This window comes from Embleya hyalina (assembly GCF_003967355.1).
GTDB classification, from domain to species: Bacteria; Actinomycetota; Actinomycetes; order Streptomycetales; family Streptomycetaceae; genus Embleya; species Embleya hyalina.
Map to the genome: position 1 here is coordinate 149067 of NZ_BIFH01000013.1, position 18752 is coordinate 167818.

The window sequence follows — 18752 nt, forward strand, 5'->3', positions numbered from 1 at the left end:
CCGGGGACCGGGCCTGCTCACATCGCTTCGCGCAGGGTTTGCGGAATCTTGAGGTGATTGGGCAGGACCAGACCCAGCGGGAGCGCGGCCGCGAACGCGGACGCCTGGGAGCCGTAGACCCGTCGGACGAGAATCCGGGAAGAGGCGGTGAGGTTGTCCACCGCGGACGCCGCGAGCTTGATGTCCGCCGCCTCGTTGACGGTCGCGGTGATCAGCATCGCGAACCGGACCAGACCCGCGCCGGTCGCCTCCTCACGAGCGGCCTGTTCGGCCGCCTGCACCGCGATCGAGTCACGGGCGTTGCCGAGCTTGGACTGCTTGGCCTTGAACATGGCGTCCTTGCGGTCGCGTTCGACCAACCGGGCCGAGGTCGCGGGGTCGTGCGGCCGATACAACAGCGTCACGCGCTTGCGCATGATGTCCGGGTGCGGCGATACCAGGCGGGTCAGGACGCTGGAGTAGACCTCGCCACGAGGCGCCTCCGACATCGCCCAGGTGACCGAGAAGGCACTGTCGTGCCGGTAGTGGCCCCAGCTTTCCTCGGTCGCCGTCGGGCCGGCGTCGTCCCAGCGCAGATCGCTTTTCGGGTCGGAACGGGCCTGGTCGATGAACGTGGCGACGCTCGGGTCGTAGGCGACCCGGACGAGTTCGGTCAACTCCCGACCGGTCATCGGCCGGGCCGGACCGGCCCCGGTCATCTGCAGGCTGCTGCACAGGCCGGGAAGGCGCATGCCCAGGTCGACCGCCATGTCCTCGGCGGAGCGCTTGGCGCGGGCGCCGCGCGCGGCCCCCGAGTAGGTGAGCGCGACGCGGGTCGACATCTGCGCCGACCCCGTTCCGTAGGCCTCACGGACCTCTTCCAGCACCTGCTTGGCGAGCGAGGGCGCACCGTCGCTCATGTTGAACTCGATCTCCTTGCGCAGCCGTTCGCCCGTGTCCGGGGCCGCCTCGATGGTCACCGAAGCCGCGACCAGGCCGGGCTCGTGGCCGATCTGCGACAACCACTGGCCCCAGTACGCGACCCAGATGTCCACCTGCTCGGGGTCCACGAGGGAGGCGCCGTCGGCACTGCACGTGAGCACGACGGTGTGGTGGTTGGTCGCGGGGATCGTGACGATCGCGAACGGCCGGCCGTAGGCGTCGTGCGCGTCGTAGAGCTTGGATCCGGCGGCCAGCCCGGGAAGCTTGCAGGTACCGAGAAGGACCCGACCGAGCGGCCCCGAGCGGTACAGGTGGGCTCCCTGCGTCTTGCCGGCGCCCCAGGAGACCCGGGCCACGGCCCACTGGAGGCCGTTGCGCCCGTGCTTGTCCCGCATGACCATCGGCACCAGCGACAGGGCGATGAGCACGCCCACGATGATCGCGCCGACGAACGAGACCATCATGACGAGGATGACCAGCAGCAGACCGGCGATGCCGGCCGCGGTCCCGATGAAGCCCAGGCGACCGAGGCCGGGGGAGATCGGCCGTTGCCAGTTCCCGTAGGTACGGACGTCCTGGTTGGTGATGTTGCTCATCAGTTGCCCCCTTGGGATCGGTGCCGCACCAGGTTCGATGCCGCTCCGACGCTTCTCGCGCCCACCGTGAGGACGGCACCGGCCGCACCGATGTTGGCCGCGTTGGACCCGGCCGCCGGGCCGGTCATGGCGAAGACGACCCGGACGGTCGCCGGACCGACCAGCGTGACGAGGGCGAGTACGAACAGGCCCCGGAATTGGTCGTTGTAGTCCAGCGCCTCATAGCCCGGCGGTGCCCAGAGTCGGGCGCCGGCGACGAAGATGATCACGGAGGCGGGCTTGACGAAGATGAAGGCCACCAGGTACGAGATGTGCCGCCGGAACAGGTTCAGGCCGGCCGCCGTCGAGGTGGCCGCCGCGGTCAGCGGCAGGGTCCCGGTCAGCACGATCACGAAGAACAATCGGGCCGTCATGTAGAAGTACTGGACCATGTTGGACGCGATGATGATCAACGCGGCCAGGAGGAAGAGCACGAACGAGTCGAAGCCCTCCAGGCTTTGGGCGAATCGGTCCGCGGCTCCCTGAAGTGCCTTCTGCGAGGTGGTCGTGCCGTCGGCCTCCGGACTGAGTCCGCGCACGATGATCCAGTCCGTGAACGCCTGGCAGGCCCTGACCGCCACGTTCACCAGGAAGATCGCGCTGCCGGTGACCATGACGAGGGTGAGCGTGCCCTTGATGACGTCCTTCACCGAGCTCACGTCGCGGGTGTACGCGAGCTTGAATCCGGCGAAGATGACGCACGCGAGCGCCAGGAAGTACGTGAACGGATTCGTGTGTCGAGTCAGGAAGTCGGTGGTGTTCCGGCTGCACGGAACCGGTTTCGTGCGGTCGGTCTGCTTCTCGCTGGTCGGGTCGCAGTCGGTGTGATCGTCGCTGATCAGCGGATCCGGCGCGGTCACCCACCACAGGAGGGTCAACCGGACGGCGACCTTGCTCTGCTCACGAATGAACGTGATGGGCTTGGAGAGGAAGTTGTCGTCCTCGGTCTTGCGTTGCGAGTTCTGGGTGACGACGTTCGCGTCGGGGCAGGTCGACACCTTGGACCCCGCGTCGCAGGTCGGGAGGTCACCCGCCGCCGGTTTGGCGTACTCGAGCCAGACGTCGTGTTCCTGGATGCACAGCGCCCGGGACTTCTCCGGCGCACGCGAGCACGGATGCTTCTTCGCCAGCAGATCCGCGCGGACGTCGACGCAGACGACATTGTGTTTCTCGCCGCCGCCGCCCCAGCTGCCGTCCATGATGGCGCACGGATTCAGCGCCTTCTCCGCACCCTCCAGCATGAACGACTCGTTCTGTTCCCGAGTCAAGGTATTGGGCACGTTCTGGGGCCCGGCCGCGGCCAAGGCCTTGCCGGTCAGGTTGAGCTTGTCGGAGCGCCACTTCGCCAACGCGAAGTCCATCGTGTTGCGATCGCCGCCCAGGAGCTGGAAGACGCTCCATTGGCCGTGCTCGTCCTCGGGCTTGGTCTTGTCGTCGCTCGGACAGTAGAACGACCAGGCCGACCCCGCCGCGTTCTCCGGGAACCACACACACGTCTTGTCGTACTTATCCACGGCACTGCTGGGGTGCTCGCTCTGCAGAGCGAAGAAGGACATGAGCAGACCGGCCACTATGGCCACACGGACCGCGATGAACCGACCGCGTCGTGTCTTGTGGGCAGCGCGTGGGGAGTTGCCCCGCGCGCGCCGTCGTATGTGCCGAATCACGTGGCTACGAGCCCCCCCAGGGAACGAATCCCTCAAGTGAGATCAGATCCCGGCCGGTGGGCGAATCGCCGCCGTCGGGCTGAAGCTCCAGCTTCCAGTCGCCGTCCTTCCAGACGACCGTGTGCACGAACGCCTGAAGCGAGCCGTCGGGACGGCGACGGGCGATCTCCACGGACGCGGACAGGGAGCTGTAATTGACGAACTTGAATCCCGCGATCTGCGACATGCTGCCGGGTTCGGGCATGCGTGCGCTGCCGTGGACCAGTTCCTTCTCGATCCGGGGAAGCGAGTAGGCGTCCGCCCCGGGACCCGGCAGCACCTGTTGGTTGACCACGGTGAGCCAGTTCTCGGCCAAGGCGTAGCGCGTGCTGATCTGCGCGATGGCCACCAGGGCGCCGGTGGGTGTCTGGGCATAACAATGCGCCACGTCGCCCTGGATGATCATCGGCCCCGCGATCGACGATGCGGGGACGGAGACGGTACGAAACGACTGCCAGGTGATGTTGGCCGGCGCTCGCACCGGACGCGATATCTCGGCGGCCGGGATGAACGGGCAACCCTTCGGTGCGGGCGCGCCGCCTTCCCGTACCGGTCCGAGGGTCACCGGGGCGATTCCGGGCGCGGCGGGGGGCTGCGACGCGGCTGCCCGGGGCTTTCCATCGTTTCCCGCGACGGCGAGATAGACGGCACTGAGGATGACGAACAGAATGACGAGCGCGGATGCGATGAAGCCGGGCTGCGCGAAGCGACTTCCCTCATCGTCGTCGTATCCACTCGACGCCGACTGTTCCTTTCTCAACCAGGCCATGCGCTTTACTCCGGATCGGGCCGCGGATCACTGTGCGAGGGTCTTCGATTCCGTGGCTCAGGTGATGTAGTTGAAGATCGTGGCCAGACTTCCGGAGACGATCACCGTGAGCATTGCCATGCCGAGCCCGACGAAGGACGCCTGTCCGCCGTCCTTGTGCGCCTTCCAAATCATGCCGGTGCACACCAGGGCGACCAGGAACGAGAAAGCGAGAATGCCGTACGAGACCAGGCCCGCGACCTTGGCGATGCCGTCCGTGAGAGAACCGGGGGGCGTATAGTTCTTCGGCGTCGGCATGTTCTTGCCCGGGGGCTCCGGCGGCGGGGACTTGTCGTCCGTCACCCAGAGGTGCAGATCGTGAAACGAATTCAGCAGGGTGGATTTCACCACGGGGCCTCAGTTTCTCGCAACGACGTGACTTAAATCGCCGGCCAACCTGGCCAGTGATTTCGGGAGTTGGGCGACCGGAGGGGTCTCGCCGAATCTCCAGGGTTCTATCCACGGGATGGCCCAGGTGCGGGGAAAGGCCCCCGCGACGAGCTTCACCAGGTCGCGCAACGGTTTCGGCAGTGTGCCGGGTGCGTCGGCGACCGCCACGAGTCCCAGCAGCCGCACCTGCGGCACCGCCCCCGAGGCCCACTGGCGGGCGGCCGTCTGGGCCGCGCGCAGACCCGGGACATTGGTCCGGGCCACGAGGAGGACCGACGCGGAGGTGCCGTCCACGGGGACCGGCCAGTGCCGATGCGCGTCGCGACCGGCGGGGAAGGTGGCGTCGAGCATGCCGACGCCCGCGCCGCCGTGACAGCCCAGCCACCACCACGGCGCCTGCTCGTTCGGGTGCAGGTGCCGGATCGGCAGACCACCGTCCTGCGGGGGCGGCACCGCGCCGGGATGCGGGCGGGTCGGCATCATCGTGGCCGGCGGCGGGGAGGGCCGCGTGTCCGAGACCTCGGGCGTTTCGGGGCCGGCGGCGACGGTGGCGGTAATCCACGGATTGGTTACCGTCGGTTTGCTCATCGCACCTCCAGCCTCGAACTTTTTGGATCGGCTTGCCGTCGAATGCTGATCCCACACGACTCGAACGTGCCTGCCGTCCCGGACGGCCGCACGCAGGTGTACGCCACTGCACCTTGGACGGGTGATATCTCGAACGTGTCGGTTTTTCTCCCCTGCCCGCATCCGAGGACCGGCTCGGTCGGGCCGAATTCTCTCGGCAAGAGTACAAGAGCGCGAGCGGAGGCTGATTCGATTTCTCGGTTACAGATTGCACTGGCAAGGCGGGGAATCGGCGAATTCGAGTTTCGATGTGCACAGTGAATCTCCGCCGGCGCGGGAAAATGGGATAAGGCCGGCTCCGGCCGCGCGGGCGGGGAGCACGACCGACGGACGTGCCGCCACCAGGCGCGGAGGTGTCGGGTGGTCCGCATCCACACGATCCCCCGAAAAGCGAGCAAAGGGGCATCTTGCGGCCATCCGGGTTCCCGCCTGCGAATGGCTTGTTGGCGACCGCGATTCGATCTACATTCCCGGGCATGAGACCGAGAGCACTCCCGGCCTGTTCGGCCGCCGCCGCCGCGCTCGCGGTGACGCTGGCGATCGCGCCCGAAGGTTCACTGCCGGGACCGATGGCGCACGGCACCGGGCAAAGCGGCTCCGCGACCGAAATGGCCGGCGGTTGCCGTGATGTCGCCGTGGTTCGACCCGCGGGTACCGCCCAGGACCCGGACACGCGTACGCACACCATCGGCTTCGCGGTCGACCCCGAGGCCCGCGAACGATCGGCCTGCGTCGCGCGAGCCTCCGGCGCGATGTACGCCGACGCTCCGGACCCGGCCGCACCGGGACGGGAACTCGCCCCGATGACACGGCGCACACTGCGCGGCTACGAGCCGACCGGCGTCGCGGTCCAGGGCGGACCGGATCCGGCTCGCGCCGCGGTCCTGGCTCCCGGAAACTACCTGGACGAGATGACGGACAAGGAGGTCGGGTACTACTCCGTGGACGTGCCCGCGGGTTACACCGCCTATGTCTCGGGCACCACCGTCAGCAAGGTCAAGGGCCTCGAGGCACTGGACGTGAAGCAACTGGGCGAGCGCGGCACCAGTTTCTGCAAGACGGATACCGGGCTCGATCAAAACCTGTCCAAGGTCGTCACGGCGTCCGTGCGGTGGACGGCGTCCGGCGAGGGCGGCAACGGCTGCGCGCGACCCGGGCGCCAGGTCTTCTCGGTGACCCGCCGCGGAACGGGGCCCCCGGTGCCGCTCGAACTCCAGGTCATGCTCGAACCCCAGGCCCTGGACCGGGGCCCGGCCGAGGGCGGCATCGCGCAGTACACCGAACCCGGCGGCCCCGATCGACCCGCGCCCGGCGGCGGTTCGTTCGCCTCGGCGGCGAGCCTGCCCGGCTCCGGCCACTACACCGACACCATCGCCCCGGGCGAATGGGTCTTCTACCGGGTCCGTCTCGACTGGGGCCAAAGCCTCTCCTTCCAGACCCGGGTCGGCGGTGGGAAGGAGATCGTCGGAGTGCAGACCCACTTCTACAATCCGGTTCGCGAGCAGTTGGCCCAGGACGCGTGGGGTGTCCACGACACCGAGCACATCTTCGCCAAGGGAGTCGACCCCTTCGCCACCCGCCCGGTGCGCTTCCTCAACCGCAGCGACCGGCAACAAGAGGTGGCCGACATGCTCCCCGGCTGGTACTACATCGCCGTGGCCGCCCAGGGCGAAGGGGAGTCGCGGTCGCTGGCGGTCGACGTGTCGGTGGCCGGCACCAAGGAATCCGGCCCGACGTACGCGCAAAGCACGCAGCCTCTCGATTCCGCGCGCGAGTCGAAGCCGCCGGCGGGCGGGACACCGTCCACGGGAAACCCGGCCTCGAAGGGCCCGATCCGCCCCGAACACGACCTTGTGCACTCGTCCGCGAAGGACGACGAATCCGGGGCCTTCGGCAGCCCGCTGCTCTGGGCGGGACTGCCCGCCGCGCTCCTGCTCGGCGCCGGCATGACGGTGCTGTTCCTGCGTCGACGGGGATCGCGCCGAACCTGAATCCCGGGACGGCGAGGTCGCGTCGGTCGAAGGCGCGGAACCGGCGCCGGCTTTCGCCGGGATTCCGGTGGCCGACGCGACACCGTCCCGCGGCTCGGGGCCGACCGGTCCCGGGCCGCTCGACGGCCTCGAACCCGCCACTGTTTCCGCACGTCGGGCGCGTGATCCGGGGCCGGCCGCAACCACCGCCCCGACGCCCGGTGTTCCGGCTCGCGCCGCCGCACGGCCGGGGTCCGGGAGCGCCGCCACGTGTGTTCGCGTGCGCCCGGGGCAGACCTTCGTCGATTCCCGCCCGCTCCCCCTGACCGAGGGTCGGAATGACGCATAGGATCCTTGCCCATGTCAGCTTGGGGTCGTTTCACGTCGTCGCGGTCGTCGGCGCCGGTGCCTGTGTTCGTGTCGGACGCCGCGCTCGACGACGCCGAGATCCGCGCGGTCGCGCGGGGCCTGGCGCGCGACGGCGATTTCACGCCGGCCGCCGCGTTATTGGAGCGGGTGGGACGCGACTGGGCGCGGCGGGTGGTCGCCGTGACCGCGTTGGGCGAGGCGGCCGCGATGCACCCCGAATGGGTGTGGAAGTGGCGCGCCGAGCGCCCCGAATCGGCCGACCCGCTGGTGGTGATGGCCGCCGCCATGGTGCGCGCGGCCTGGAACGCGCGCGCCGCGAAGCAGGCGAGCCTCACCGGCGGACGGCAATTCGCCGACTTTCGGCAGTTGTCGGCCGACGCCGACCGCGCCTGCCTGCTCGCGACCGAGGCCGCCGGCGACGATCCCACCCCATGGGTCTCGTGGTTGTGGGTCTGCCGCGGACTCGGCGTCGCGCGCGACGTGTTCGACTCCCGATGGGCGGCGTTGCGCGAGCGCGATCCGCACCACCGCGCCGGGCACGACGCGGCATTGCAGTACCTGTGCGAGAAATGGTGCGGATCGCACGACGAGATGTACACGTTCGCCCGCACGGCGGCGGCCGAGGCACCCGACGGCTCGCCCCTGGTGATCCTCGTGGTCGAGGCGCACATCGAGTACGCGCTGCACACGCACGGCAACGGGGACGGCGCCGCCGACGACACGGCCTTCTGGCTCGCCGAGTCCCGGCAGCGGGATCTGGACACCGCGCTGGACCGCTACCCGGTCGACGGCTCGCCGCGCCGGCCGAGCGCGCTGTCCGATCACAGCGCGCTGGGCTACGCGTTGGCCAAGTCGCAGCGCTGGTCCGAACTCGCGATGCGGTTCGACGCCACCGACCACCACGGCTTCCACCTCCCGTGGAGTTACGGTGGCGGCCGAACCTTCTTCGAGCGTTCGCACACCGAGGCCACCCGAGGTTGCCCGCGCCGCTGAGCGGACCGTCCGCATCCGCGAACGCGGGCGCGCGAGAGCCCGGTCAGGTGGTCGCCACGAGCAGCTCCTCGCCGGCGGCGGTGCGCAGTCCGTCCGGGCGGTTCGCGAAGTAGCGCTCGTTGAGTTCGGCCGACGACACGTGTCGGGCCGTGGCGAAACCGACCTCGCGGGCCGACTCCGGCAGTTCCTCCGGCGGATAGAAGCTGACGAACGGCGTCCCGGCCGCTTCGGCCCCCTCGATCGCGATCCGGAACGCGGCGCGATGCGCGTCGGAGTCGAGCAGTTCCGGCGGCAGTTGGAACGTCATGGCCAGCGTGGAGCCCGGGGCCAGCGACGCGAGCCGGCGCAGCGTGTCGGTGTTGGCCTGCCTGGTCAGGTAGAGGGCGACGCCGGTCGAGGCCACCACGGTCGGCCGGGTCGGGTCGAATCCGGCGGCGATCAACTCGTCCCACCACTCGGCGCCCGACTCGAAGTCGACCGGCACCAGGCGCAGTCGGTCCGGGACGCCGTAGCCGAGTTCGTCCAGTCGCCGGCGCTTCCACGCCTGGGGACCGGGCCGGTCCACCTCGAACACCCGCAACCGGGCCGCGACTTCCGGCCTGCGCTGGACGAAGGTGTCCAGTCCGGCGCCGAGGACGAGGTATTGCTCCGCTCCGCGCTCGACCTGTTCGATCACCAGGTCGTCGATGAAGCGGGCCCGGGCCACGATCGCCGCCCGGAACCAGCGGGTCAGGTCCGGATCCATGTCCGGCCGGTCGCGCCAGTCCGGGTCGGGATCGGCGATGCGCAGGCCGATCGTGTCCTCGAACACGTGCGGCGCCGGATCGAGGTGCAGGTGCAGGGCCCGCCACAGGGCCACCCGCAGCGCCGTGTCGTCCGGCGTCGCGATGCTTTCGTCGGGCATGGGTCGCTCCGTTCGTTCGACGTCGGAGGTGTTCACTGCCGGGCCGGTGCCGACAGGGTCCACTCGCGCCCGTCGGGGTCGCGGACGGTCATCTCCCGGGTTCCGTAATGGGTGTCCTCGAACGGGGTGACCACCTCGACCCCGTCGGCGGGCCGGAACGCGTCCTCGTCGGGTACCCGCAGGACCAGCCGCATGCCGGGCTCCCGGGTCTTCGGAACCTCGGCGATGAACACGAACGGCCCGTCGCCGTTGCGCAATTGACCCGAGTTGTGCCCGGTCGAGAACTCCAACTCGTAGCCCAGCCCTTGGAAGAACTTGGCGGCCTTGCCCCAGTTGTGCGTCTCCAGGAACACGGCCTCGATGCCCTCGGTCGTCATGTCAGCTCTCCTTCTCGGACGATGGCTCTCGTTCACCCGGTGTGTCGTCGAGGTAGGCGCGCAGCGCGGCGGCGACCAGCGCCGACAGCGACAGCTCCGACTCGATGGCACGGTGTTTGACCTGCTTGATCAATGCGATCGGCAGATACACGTTGAACTGCTTCACATCCTCGTCACCCACGAGAGGAATGCTAGCACGCTAGCAATCTATTCGTCGGTTCGGTCTCGCGTCGGCACGACGGGCAGGACGAGGGCCGATCCCGGGTGGAATTCCACGTTCGTGGGCACGATCTCCCGTGCGGTGTGCACGGGTTCCCCCGATCCGGTGTTGCGGGCGAAGCGCGGGTGGGCACCGCCGCTCAGCTGGAGGCGGACGCGGTGGCCGGGCCCGAAGCGGTACGCGGTGGCACTCATCGCGACGGCGACCCGCGCCGGGGTGGAGCCGTTCGGGGTCAGCCGCAGGATGCCGTCGCACACGTCGGTGGACCGGCCGCGTTCGTCCACGTCGCACAGACGGGCGAAGACGTCGATGTGGTCGGTGCCGGTCGCCGCGTACAGGTCCGCCGACACCGGGCCGCAGATCTCCAACGCTTCGGTCAGCGGTGGTGTGGTGAACGTCAGCACGTCGTCGCGGGCCTCCAGCGCGGTGTTGTCCCGGGGTCCGGCCTTGGGGGAGAGGGTCGCGCCGCCGACGGAGGGGGTCGGGTCGGCGGGGTCGTAGTGCAGGACCGCGGGCGCCGTGGCCGCGACGGACTCGCGGCTCAGCGTGCCGTCGGCCGCGATGTACCGGCGCCGTGCCACCGCCTCGACCGGTGGCCAGTCCGGCAGATCGCGCCAGTCGTCGGCGCCGCCCACGTGTATCCGCACCGGGGACGCCCGCAGCGCCGACCGATCGCCGTACAGGTGCGCGCGCAGCCAGGCCAGGCTGTCCGCGAAGACCGACGGCCACCCCTGTCGCATCATCGAGGTGTGCGTCCACGGCCCGACGAGCAGCCCCGTCTCGCACCCGGCCCGCCGGAGTCGTCGGTGCTGCTCCAGGTTCTGCTCGAACATGACGTCGTGCCTGCCGGTGATCAGCAGGGTCGGTACGGACAGCGTCTCGGCGGCGCGGCCCGCGTCCGCGCCGGTCCAGTGCCGGTCGGCGGGGTCGGGGTGGGCGAGCGCGTCCTCCAGGAACGGCACCCGCTCGCCGAGCCCGAGGGCGCAGGCGTCCGGCAGGGGGAGCGTACGGGCGACCCGGCGCTGCGTGCGCTGCAGACGCAGGGCGGCCTTGGCGAAGTGCCGGTTGCCCCGGTGCTGGTGCACGAAGCCCGCGGTGCTCGCGAGCGCGTTCTCCAGGTGGAAGACGCCGCCGGCGTGGAAGTACGCGTGCGGGTCGTGCAGGCCGGCGTGGATGACCATCGCGCGCAGCTCCGGCGGCGGGTCCAGCGCCGACGCCCACTGCGTGTAGCCGAGGTAGCTCGGGCCGATCGTGCCCAACACCCCCGTGAACCAGGGCTGTTCACGCAGCCACGCGACGCTCGCCGACCCGTCGGCGGCCTCGTTGTGCCACAGCGCGAACGTGCCGTCGGATCCGCCGGTGCCCCGGCAACTCTGCAGGACCACGTGGAATCCGTGCTCGGCGAAGGCGAGACCGTACATCGGCGCCCACGGGAACCCGCGCCCGTACGGCGAGCGCAGCAGCAGGGTGGGGAAGTCGCCGGGAGTGGCCGGGAAGTAGTGGTCGGCCACCAGCGCACCGCCGTCGGCGGCGGGGATGCGCAGGTCGCCCTCGTAGCGCACCCGGTGCGGGGCGGCGGGCATGCCGCGCATCGTGCGCCGCATCGCCCGCGCCAGGCGTGGGGGCTTTCGTGGGGGGCGGTTCGAGGAGGTCGGGTGGGCGGTGGTGTTCGTCATGGGATCTCGCCTTCCGCACGGGCCGGTTCGTGGTCGCGACCGCTACTTCTGGTACTAAGTACGAGAATAACCCATGCTTGGATGGACCCCCCTGGCACCCACCCGCGAAAGGAGCCGTCGTGGCCGGTCCGGAGGCCGATCGCAGCGGCGGTGTGGACCCCGAGGCGTTGTGGTCGCGGCGACCGCAACCGCGTCGCGGCCGCCCGCCCGCGCACACCCGCGCCGAGGTCACCGCCGCGGCCGTCGCGATCGCCGACGCCGACGGGCTCGCCGCGGTGACCATGCGCGCGGTCGCGGCGCGCGTCGGCGTCGGCGTGATGTCGCTGTACTCCTACGTGCCGAACAAGGAGACCCTGCTGGAGTTGATGATCGACCGGGTGGCCGGCGACCAGCCCACCCCGCCCGCGCCGACCGGGTCCTGGACCGCGGATCTGCGCGTCATGGCGCACGCCCAACGTGATCTGATGCTTCGTCATCCGTGGTTGCCGGCGGCCCTGTGGGAGCAGCAGACGCTCGGCCCCAACACGCTCGCCTTCACGGAACACGTGTTGGCCGTGCTCGAACCGGCCGGGTTCGACGGACAGGGCGCGCTCGAAGTGTTCAGCCTGGTGACGGGATTCGTGGCGAGCCACGTCGGCTACGAGGTCGCCCGGGAGCGTGCCGCGGCGCGCGCCGGGCGGACCCCTCGCGAACTGGCCGAGGCCCGGGGCCGCTACCTGCGCGCGGTCGTCGCGAGCCCGGACCATCCGCGCCTGGCCCGGATCCTGGCGGAACCGGCCCGGTCCGCCGATCCGGATGCGACGTTCGACCGACTCCTGGGACACCTCCTGGACGGACTGGCCGCGACGCGCGGCGCGCGCGAGGGGTAGCGGGCGCCGCCGCTACCCGGCGACGCGGACGTGCGAGCCGGGGAGCGGTTCGGGGAGCGGGTCGGCCGGGCGGGCGGGTTCCGGTGGGGCGGTTCGGGCGCCGGTGCGGGTGGCGCCGACGCCGGCCAGAACCACGAGGACGACGCCGGCCGCCGGGATCGCACCGGGTATCTGGTCGAGGACCACCAGGCCCATCAGGAGCGCGATCGCCGGCTCCAGGCTCATCAGCGTGCCGAACGCGGAGGTGGTCAGCCGACGCAGCGCGAGGAATTCCAGGCTGAACGGCAGCACGGCGCCGAGCGCGGCCAGTCCCAGCATGATCAGCGCCGACTGCCAGGTCGCCCGACCCAGGCCGGTGGGCGCGGCGACGAGGAGGGCGACGAGTCCGGCCACGGGCATCGAGACGGCCAGTCCGCTCAGGCCGGTGACCCGGTCGCCGACGTGTTGGGTCAGCAGGATGTACGCCGCCCAGCACGCCGCGGCGGCCAGCGCGAAGGCCAGGCCGATCGGGTCGATGCCGGCGTGCCAGGGTTCGGTGAGCAGCACGACGCCGACGGCGGCCGGGGCGGTCCAGCGCCGCCGCCCGCCGCCCGAGCCGTACAGGGACACGCCCAGCGGGCCGAGGAATTCCAGCGCGCTCGCGGTACCCAGCGGCAGGCGCGCGACGGCGAGCATGAAGAACACCATCAGGCACCCGCTCACCACGCCGAGCACGGTGCACGCCCACAGGTCCCGACCGCCGAAGTCGCGCGGTCGCGGCCGGACCAGGACCAGCAGGAGCACCCCGGCCCACGCGAGTCGCAGGGCGACCGTGCCGAGTGCGCCGAGGTCGTCGATCAGCGGTACGGAAAGGGCCAGTCCGAGCTGCACGGTGGACATCGCGGCGACGGCCATCAACGCCCCGGTCGCGGCGTCGGGCAGTCTCGGCCGGCCGAGGGCGGGACGCCCGATCTCGGGGCGGGTGCGGGGATCCGGAATGCTCATGGGCCAAGTAGAGGCCCCGTGCATCGTTCGTGTCCACGTGCCGATTCGAAAGATACCGTTCACGAATCGTGAACAATCCTCGGTGCGGAACCTCGGGGATTTCGGAGGGGTGGTACATGGAGACCCGACGCCTACAGGTGCTGGTGGAATTGGCCCGACTCGGGTCGATGCGGGCGGTCGCGGACGTGTCGAACACGACCACCTCGACCGTCTCGCAGCAGATCGCGACGTTGTCCCGGGACATGGGGGTCGCGCTGATCGAGCCGGCGGGGCGCCGGGTCCGGCTCACCCCGGCCGGGCGCCGACTGGCCGAGCACGCGGTGACCATCCTCGCGGCGGTCGAGGCGGCACACCACGACCTGTCGCCCGGCGCGGAGCCCAACGGCACGCTGCGGATCGCCGGATACGCCACCGCGATCCGGGTGCATCTGCTGCCGGTGGTCGCGGAGCTGGCGGTGAGCCATCCGCGGGTGCGCGTGCTGATCCGCGAGCACGAACCGGCCGAGGCGTTGCAACTGCTGGCCGAGGACGCCACCGACCTGGCACTGGCCTACGACTACAACCTGGCGCCGGCGGCCGAGGACCCGACGGTGCGTGCCACGCCGCTGTGGACCGCGTGTTGGGGGCTGGGCGTCCCGGACGACGCCGACCCGCGCGAGGGTACGACGCTCGACGTCTTCGGCCGCTTCGACACCCACGACTGGATCGTCAACTCCCGCAACACCGCCGACGAGACGGTGATCCGTACGCTCGCCTCGATGGTGGGCTTCACCCCTCGGGTGACGCACCAGGCGGACAGCCTCGATCTGGTCCAGGGGATGATCGCGGCCGGCCTCGGCGTGGGCCTGCTGCCGCTGGACACGATCGTGGCCCCCGGAGTGCGGCTGATCCCCCTCACCGCCCCGATCGTCGAGATGCGCGCACGGGCGGTGGCCCGCCGAGGCCGGCTGAACTGGCCTCCGCTGGCCCTGATGACAACCCTGCTCCGGCGACGCGCCGGTTTCCCGGAGTGATTCGAGGGGTCGATCGAAGAGCAAAAATATTGCCGATACGGAAATCTTGCCTGATCGGCAATATTTGCCTAGCGTGGTCGGCATGACCCAGGAAGACGAAGCCGGTCTCGGGCTGCGGGAGCGGAAGAAGCGGGAGACGCGCGTCGCGTTGAGCCGGGCCACGATCGCGCTGTGTGTGCGGCGGGGGTGGGACGACGTCACCGTGGAGGACATCGCCGCCGCCGCGAACGTCTCCGTGCGTACGTTCCGCAACTACTTCTCCGGCAAGGCCGAGGCGATCGCCGACGGTCACCTGGAGCGCATGACGCGCATCGCCGACTCGCTGCGGGCGCGGGAGGCCGACGAGCCGCTGTGGGACTCGATCGTGCACGCCGTGCTGGCGCGGTTCGTGCCGCGGGACGAGAGCGGCGCGGAGGCACCCCCGGATCAGCGGTGGGCCGACGGGCTCCGGCTCATGCTGGCCGAGCCCGCCCTCCAGGGGGAGGTGGCCAAGGCGAACGCCGCCGCGCAGGAGGCGCTGACCCTGGCCATCGCCGAACGCACCGGTACCGATCCGGCCCGCGACGTGTATCCGAGGCTGGTCGCCGCCGTGGTCGGCGCGGGCAGTGCCGTGGCCGTGGAGTACTGCCTGCGCGCGGATCCGCCCGCCTCGCTGGAACCGGTGCTGCGCGAGGTGTTCGACCGGCTCGCGGCGGGACTGCCCACGCCGTGACCCCCGCACCCCAACCCCCGTACCCCAACCCTGTTTTCCGCACGGGAAGTGACACCTTGAGCATGGACGTCGTGATCGTCGGAGCCGGCCCCAACGGGCTGATGCTCGCCTGCGAACTGGCCCTGGCCGGGGTTCGACCGGTGGTGCTGGAGAGGCTGTCCGCGCCGAGCGAGGAGCCCAAGGCCAACGGGCTCCTCGGTCAGGTGGTGCGGATGGTCGATCGGCGCGGGCTGTACGAACGCCTGAGCGGTGCACCGGGGCCGCCGCGGCCGAACACCGCCTACTTCATGTTCGGCGGACTGCCCCTGAACCTGGGCCTGTTGGCGGAGCGGAGCCCGATCCACGGCCTGGCCGCGCCGCAGCGGCGGATCGTCGGGGTGCTGGAGGAGCGCGCCGCCGAACTGGGCGTGGAGATCCGCCGGGGGTACGAGGTGGCGGGGGTGGCGCAGGACGCCGACGCGGTGACGCTGGAGGTCGTCGGGCCGGACGGACCCCGGCGGTTGGCCGCCCGCTACGTGGTCGGCGCGGACGGGGCGCACAGCGTGATCCGCAAGATGTCCGGCATCGGCTTCCCCGGAGTCGGCTACGACCGCACCACCACGCGGACCGCGCACGCCGGAGTGCCGCCGGAGTGGGTGGACCCGGTGAGCGGCGCGCTGAACATCCCCGGTCACGGGTCGGCCCTGCCGTTCCTGCCGCACCGTACCGAGCGGGGCGGCTTCTCGTACGCGCCGTTCCCCGGGTCGCCGGCGCTGATCAGCACGGTCGAGTGGGACCGACCCGCGACCGACGCGCCGATGAGCCTCGACGAGTTGCGGGCGAGCGTCCGGCGCGTGCTCGGCGCCGACCTGCCGCTGGGCCCGCCCGACGGCGAGGGGCCGCACGTGTTGCGGCGCCTGGTCGGCGGGCATACCCGGGTCGCCGAACGGTTCCGCGATCGCCGGGTGTTCCTCGTCGGCGACGCGGCCCACGTGTACGCCACGGGTGGTGGCCCCGGGCTCAACCTCGGTCTCCAGGACGCGGTCAACCTCGGGTGGAAACTCGCCGCCGAGATCCGCGGCAACGCACCGGCGGACCTCCTCGACACCTACGACCTCGAACGCCGCCGGGCGGCGCGTCGTATGGTCGTCAACGCCCAGGCCCAGGCCGCGCTCACCGCCCCCGGCAGCGATGTCACCGCGCTCCGCGAGCTGTTCGCCGAACTCCTCGCCCACCCCGACACCGTGCACCACCTAGCCGCGCTCACCGCCGGGAGCGACGTGCACTACGCCGGAGACGACGACGTCCTTGCCGAAACCCACCCCCTGGTCGGTCGGTTCGCCCCCGACCTCGACATCCACACCGGGACGGGTCCGCTGCGCCTGGCCCAACTGACGGTCGACGCCCGTCCGTTGCTGATCGACCTGACCGAGGACGCCGCCGCCGCTCGGGTACTGGAACCGTGGCGCGAGCACATCACGATCGTCACCGGAAAACCCGAACACCCGCTGCCCGCGGACGTGTCCGCCACGGCCCTCCTCCTCCGCCCCGACACCCACGTGGCCTGGGCCACGTCCGACCCCCGCCCGAGCGAAGCCGAGACGAGCACCCTCCACGCCAGCACGGAACGCTGGTTCGGCCCGGCCCCGCGAAGGTGACCGTCCGTCCCGCCCGGAACGGACAGGCGTAGGGGGCGGGGCGGTCAGGGGTCGGTGAGCGGGGTGAGTTCGGTGGGGACGGAGGATCGCAGGGCCCTGGTGACGGCTCGGACGGCCGGGTGGTGGGTGGCGCCCTCTCGGTGGGCGATGGTGGTGCGGCGGCGGAGGGGGAGGCGGGTCAGGGATACGGCCGGGGGATGGGTGGGGATGCCCAGGTGGGGGACGACGGCGACGCCCTGGGCGGCGGCGACCAGGGACAGCACCGTGGCGAAGTCGTCGACCTGGTGGCGGACACGGGGGGTGAAGCCGGCGGCCTGGCAGGCGCGGATGGTCATGGCGTGGCACAACGTGCCCGGAGTGGCGGTGATCCAGGGGGAGTTCCGGCAGCCGGCGAGCACCGAGTCGGTGCGGGCGCTCTCGGGCGGTCGGGTTCGGCCGGCCAGATACATCGGTTCGGCGCACAACGGGCTTGTGGCGATGCCCGGTTCGGCGACCGTCGGGACGAAGTCGTATTCGTGGACCAGCGCGACGTCCAGGTCGCCCGCGCGCAACGCGTCCGCGACCCGGGCCGGGTCGATCTCCACCACCATCGGCTCCAGGCCCGGATGCCGGTCCACGAGCGAGGTCAGTGCCGGAAGGATCATCGCCCGGGTGGCGGTCGGGAAGGCGCCGATCCGCAGGGGTCCGGCCGGGCCGCGACGGGTGTCCGCCAGCTCCGCCGCGGCCTGCTCCAGGCGGGCCAGCACGGCCTCGGCGTGGCCGACCAGGGTGTGTCCGGCCGGGGTGAGGGTGACCCGCCGCCCGGTGCGTTCGAGGAGCGGGACGCCCGCCTCGCGTTCGAGGGTGGCGAGCTGCTGGGACACCGCCGAAGGGGTGAACGCGAGGGCTTCGGCGACGGCGGCGATCGTGCCGCGCAGGGACAGTTCGCGCAGCAGGCGCAGGCGGCGGACGTCGAGCATCGGCTCAGCTTACGCTCACCTTCACGAACGTGAACTGGACCTGCATGATCGCCGCGGGTCACCCTCGTGTTCATGACTCGGCAACGGCATACACCCCCGACCGGAATCCTCGTCCCGCTCGTCACCCCCTTCGCCGCCGACGGCCGCATCGCGGTGGACGCCCTCGCGGACCTGGCCCACGCCGTCCTGGACGCGGGCGCCACCGGCATCGTCGCGCTGGGCACGACCGCGGAGGCCGCCACGCTCGACCCCGACGAACGCACCACCGTGATCGACGTATGCGCCCGCGTCTGCGCGGAGCGCGACGCGGTCCTGGTGATCGGCGCCGGCGGCAACGACACCCGGGCCAGTGACCGCGCGCTGGCCGACCTCGCGCACCGGCCACAGGCCGCCGCCGCGCTGGTGCCGGTGCCGTATTTCAACCGCCCCTCGCAGGCCGGCGTACTGGCGCACTTCACCCACCTGGCGCAGGCCGCTCCGCTGCCGCTGATCGTGTACCACGTCCCGTACCGCACCGGCCGACCCCTCGACGCGGCCACGCTGCGCGCACTGGGCCGGCTTCCCGGCGTGGTCGGGGTCAAGCTCGCGCAGGGCGGCATCGACGGCGAGACGATGGACCTGCTCGGCGATCTCCCGGCCGACTTCGCCGTCCTGGTCGGCGACGATCCGTTCCTGTCCCCCCTGCTCGCGCTCGGCGCGTCCGGTGGCGTGCTCGCCTCGGCACACGTGGCCACGGACCGCTTCGTCGAACTGACCGCCGCCTGGCGGCGCGGCGACCTCGACCGGGCCCGGCCGCTCGGGCACGCCCTGGCCCGGCTGGCGGCCGCGCTCTTTCGCGAACCGAACCCCACGGTGATCAAGGGCGTGCTGCACGCGCAGGGCCGCATCCCGACCCCGAACGTGCGCCTGCCGCTGCTGCCGGCTAGACCCGAGGCGGTCGACGAGGCCCGGAAGGTGCTCGCCGACCTGGAGGGATAGCCGG

At 71.2% G+C, this 18752-nt stretch carries 18 protein-coding genes; 7 read left to right on the plus strand and 11 right to left on the minus strand.

Annotated features, from left to right (window positions below; translation table 11 throughout):
- Positions 1-17: 17 nt before the first annotated feature.
- The 5 genes from EMA17_RS00725 to EMA17_RS00745 all read right to left on the minus strand — a co-directional run bounded on the left by EMA17_RS00725 (position 18) and on the right by EMA17_RS00745 (position 5048).
- The gene (locus EMA17_RS00725; RefSeq protein WP_126634868.1) at positions 18-1517 is read right to left on the minus strand and encodes an SCO6880 family protein; all 1500 of its coding nucleotides are present in this window, start codon (positions 1515-1517) and stop codon (positions 18-20) included.
- Complete coding sequence (locus EMA17_RS00730; protein WP_126634869.1) at positions 1517-3112, minus strand: hypothetical protein; 1596 nt, start codon at positions 3110-3112, stop codon at positions 1517-1519. The genes EMA17_RS00725 and EMA17_RS00730 overlap by 1 nt, the downstream gene beginning before the upstream one ends.
- A gap of 115 nt (positions 3113-3227) precedes the next feature.
- Positions 3228-4031, minus strand: a complete 804-nt coding sequence (locus EMA17_RS00735) for a DUF8175 domain-containg protein (RefSeq protein WP_126634870.1) — start codon at positions 4029-4031, stop codon at positions 3228-3230.
- Between the two features lie 57 nt (positions 4032-4088).
- Entirely contained in the window at positions 4089-4421 is a 333-nt protein-coding gene (locus tag EMA17_RS00740; protein WP_126634871.1) for a hypothetical protein, read from the minus strand.
- Between the two features lie 6 nt (positions 4422-4427).
- Complete coding sequence (locus EMA17_RS00745; protein ID WP_126634872.1) at positions 4428-5048, minus strand: DUF6668 family protein; 621 nt, start codon at positions 5046-5048, stop codon at positions 4428-4430.
- A gap of 515 nt (positions 5049-5563) precedes the next feature.
- Between EMA17_RS00745 and EMA17_RS00750 the strand changes: the two genes are divergently transcribed.
- The gene (locus tag EMA17_RS00750) at positions 5564-7078 is read left to right on the plus strand and encodes a hypothetical protein (RefSeq protein WP_174861279.1); all 1515 of its coding nucleotides are present in this window, start codon (positions 5564-5566) and stop codon (positions 7076-7078) included.
- Positions 7079-7462: 384 nt separating this feature from the next.
- Complete coding sequence (locus EMA17_RS00755; protein WP_126634873.1) at positions 7463-8419, plus strand: hypothetical protein; 957 nt, start codon at positions 7463-7465, stop codon at positions 8417-8419.
- Positions 8420-8462: 43 nt separating this feature from the next.
- Here EMA17_RS00755 and EMA17_RS00760 read toward each other — a convergent pair whose 3' ends face one another.
- Genes EMA17_RS00760 through EMA17_RS00775 form a run of 4 tightly spaced genes read right to left on the minus strand, consistent with a single transcriptional unit; the run spans position 8463 to position 11596 of the window.
- Complete coding sequence (locus tag EMA17_RS00760; RefSeq protein ID WP_126634874.1) at positions 8463-9323, minus strand: class I SAM-dependent methyltransferase; 861 nt, start codon at positions 9321-9323, stop codon at positions 8463-8465.
- A 32-nt stretch (positions 9324-9355) separates the two neighbouring features.
- A complete protein-coding gene (locus tag EMA17_RS00765) occupies positions 9356-9700 on the minus strand; it encodes a VOC family protein (protein WP_126634875.1) in 345 nt (114 codons plus the stop codon).
- A gap of 1 nt (position 9701) precedes the next feature.
- Positions 9702-9881, minus strand: a complete 180-nt coding sequence (locus tag EMA17_RS00770) for a ribbon-helix-helix protein, CopG family (RefSeq protein WP_126634876.1) — start codon at positions 9879-9881, stop codon at positions 9702-9704.
- A 26-nt stretch (positions 9882-9907) separates the two neighbouring features.
- Positions 9908-11596 carry a CocE/NonD family hydrolase gene (locus tag EMA17_RS00775; protein WP_126634877.1) on the minus strand — a complete coding sequence of 563 codons (1689 nt, stop codon included), beginning with the start codon at positions 11594-11596 and terminating at the stop codon, positions 9908-9910.
- A 119-nt stretch (positions 11597-11715) separates the two neighbouring features.
- On the opposite strand from EMA17_RS00775, the gene EMA17_RS00780 reads away from it, so the two are divergent.
- Positions 11716-12465 (plus strand): TetR/AcrR family transcriptional regulator, encoded by a 750-nt coding sequence (locus tag EMA17_RS00780; RefSeq protein ID WP_126634878.1) that lies wholly within the window; start codon positions 11716-11718, stop codon positions 12463-12465.
- Positions 12466-12477: 12 nt separating this feature from the next.
- Here EMA17_RS00780 and EMA17_RS00785 read toward each other — a convergent pair whose 3' ends face one another.
- Positions 12478-13449, minus strand: coding sequence for an EamA family transporter (locus EMA17_RS00785; RefSeq protein ID WP_126634879.1), 972 nt, complete (start codon positions 13447-13449; stop codon positions 12478-12480).
- Positions 13450-13565: 116 nt separating this feature from the next.
- Here EMA17_RS00785 and EMA17_RS00790 point away from each other — a divergent pair, with 116 nt between their 5' ends.
- The 3 genes from EMA17_RS00790 (at position 13566) to EMA17_RS00800 (ending at position 16811) form a co-directional block, all read left to right on the plus strand.
- Positions 13566-14462, plus strand: a complete 897-nt coding sequence (locus tag EMA17_RS00790; protein WP_126634880.1) for a LysR family transcriptional regulator — start codon at positions 13566-13568, stop codon at positions 14460-14462.
- Between the two features lie 82 nt (positions 14463-14544).
- A complete protein-coding gene (locus tag EMA17_RS00795) occupies positions 14545-15174 on the plus strand; it encodes an acyl-CoA-like ligand-binding transcription factor (RefSeq protein ID WP_126634881.1) in 630 nt (209 codons plus the stop codon).
- A gap of 62 nt (positions 15175-15236) precedes the next feature.
- Entirely contained in the window at positions 15237-16811 is a 1575-nt protein-coding gene (locus EMA17_RS00800; protein WP_170222097.1) for an FAD-dependent monooxygenase, read from the plus strand.
- 44 nt (positions 16812-16855) lie between these two features.
- Here EMA17_RS00800 and EMA17_RS00805 read toward each other — a convergent pair whose 3' ends face one another.
- Positions 16856-17770: a LysR family transcriptional regulator gene (locus EMA17_RS00805; protein WP_126634883.1), complete on the minus strand. Its 915-nt coding sequence runs from the start codon at positions 17768-17770 to the stop codon at positions 16856-16858.
- A 72-nt stretch (positions 17771-17842) separates the two neighbouring features.
- Between EMA17_RS00805 and EMA17_RS00810 the strand changes: the two genes are divergently transcribed.
- On the plus strand, positions 17843-18748 hold the full coding sequence (locus EMA17_RS00810; RefSeq protein ID WP_126634884.1) for a 4-hydroxy-tetrahydrodipicolinate synthase family protein: 906 nt from the start codon (positions 17843-17845) through the stop codon (positions 18746-18748).
- The last annotated feature ends 4 nt before the right edge of the window (positions 18749-18752 follow it).

Excerpts from the sequence above, each read along its gene's own strand:
- EMA17_RS00730 (WP_126634869.1), bottom strand. The coding sequence starts at position 3,112 with ATGTCCTTCTTCGCTCTGCAGAGCGAGCACCCCAGCAGTGCCGTGGAT.
- EMA17_RS00785 (WP_126634879.1), bottom strand. The coding sequence starts at position 13,449 with ATGAGCATTCCGGATCCCCGCACCCGCCCCGAGATCGGGCGTCCCGCC.
- EMA17_RS00750 (WP_174861279.1), top strand. The coding sequence starts at position 5,564 with ATGAGACCGAGAGCACTCCCGGCCTGTTCGGCCGCCGCCGCCGCGCTC.
- EMA17_RS00745 (WP_126634872.1), bottom strand. The coding sequence starts at position 5,048 with ATGAGCAAACCGACGGTAACCAATCCGTGGATTACCGCCACCGTCGCC.
- EMA17_RS00795 (WP_126634881.1), top strand. The coding sequence starts at position 14,545 with ATGACCCAGGAAGACGAAGCCGGTCTCGGGCTGCGGGAGCGGAAGAAG.
- EMA17_RS00765 (WP_126634875.1), bottom strand. The coding sequence starts at position 9,700 with ATGACGACCGAGGGCATCGAGGCCGTGTTCCTGGAGACGCACAACTGG.
- EMA17_RS00800 (WP_170222097.1), top strand. The coding sequence starts at position 15,237 with ATGGACGTCGTGATCGTCGGAGCCGGCCCCAACGGGCTGATGCTCGCC.
- EMA17_RS00805 (WP_126634883.1), bottom strand. The coding sequence starts at position 17,770 with ATGCTCGACGTCCGCCGCCTGCGCCTGCTGCGCGAACTGTCCCTGCGC.
- EMA17_RS00775 (WP_126634877.1), bottom strand. The coding sequence starts at position 11,596 with ATGACGAACACCACCGCCCACCCGACCTCCTCGAACCGCCCCCCACGA.
- EMA17_RS00810 (WP_126634884.1), top strand. The coding sequence starts at position 17,843 with ATGACTCGGCAACGGCATACACCCCCGACCGGAATCCTCGTCCCGCTC.
- EMA17_RS00735 (WP_126634870.1), bottom strand. The coding sequence starts at position 4,031 with ATGGCCTGGTTGAGAAAGGAACAGTCGGCGTCGAGTGGATACGACGAC.
- EMA17_RS00760 (WP_126634874.1), bottom strand. The coding sequence starts at position 9,323 with ATGCCCGACGAAAGCATCGCGACGCCGGACGACACGGCGCTGCGGGTG.
- EMA17_RS00790 (WP_126634880.1), top strand. The coding sequence starts at position 13,566 with ATGGAGACCCGACGCCTACAGGTGCTGGTGGAATTGGCCCGACTCGGG.
- EMA17_RS00725 (WP_126634868.1), bottom strand. The coding sequence starts at position 1,517 with ATGAGCAACATCACCAACCAGGACGTCCGTACCTACGGGAACTGGCAA.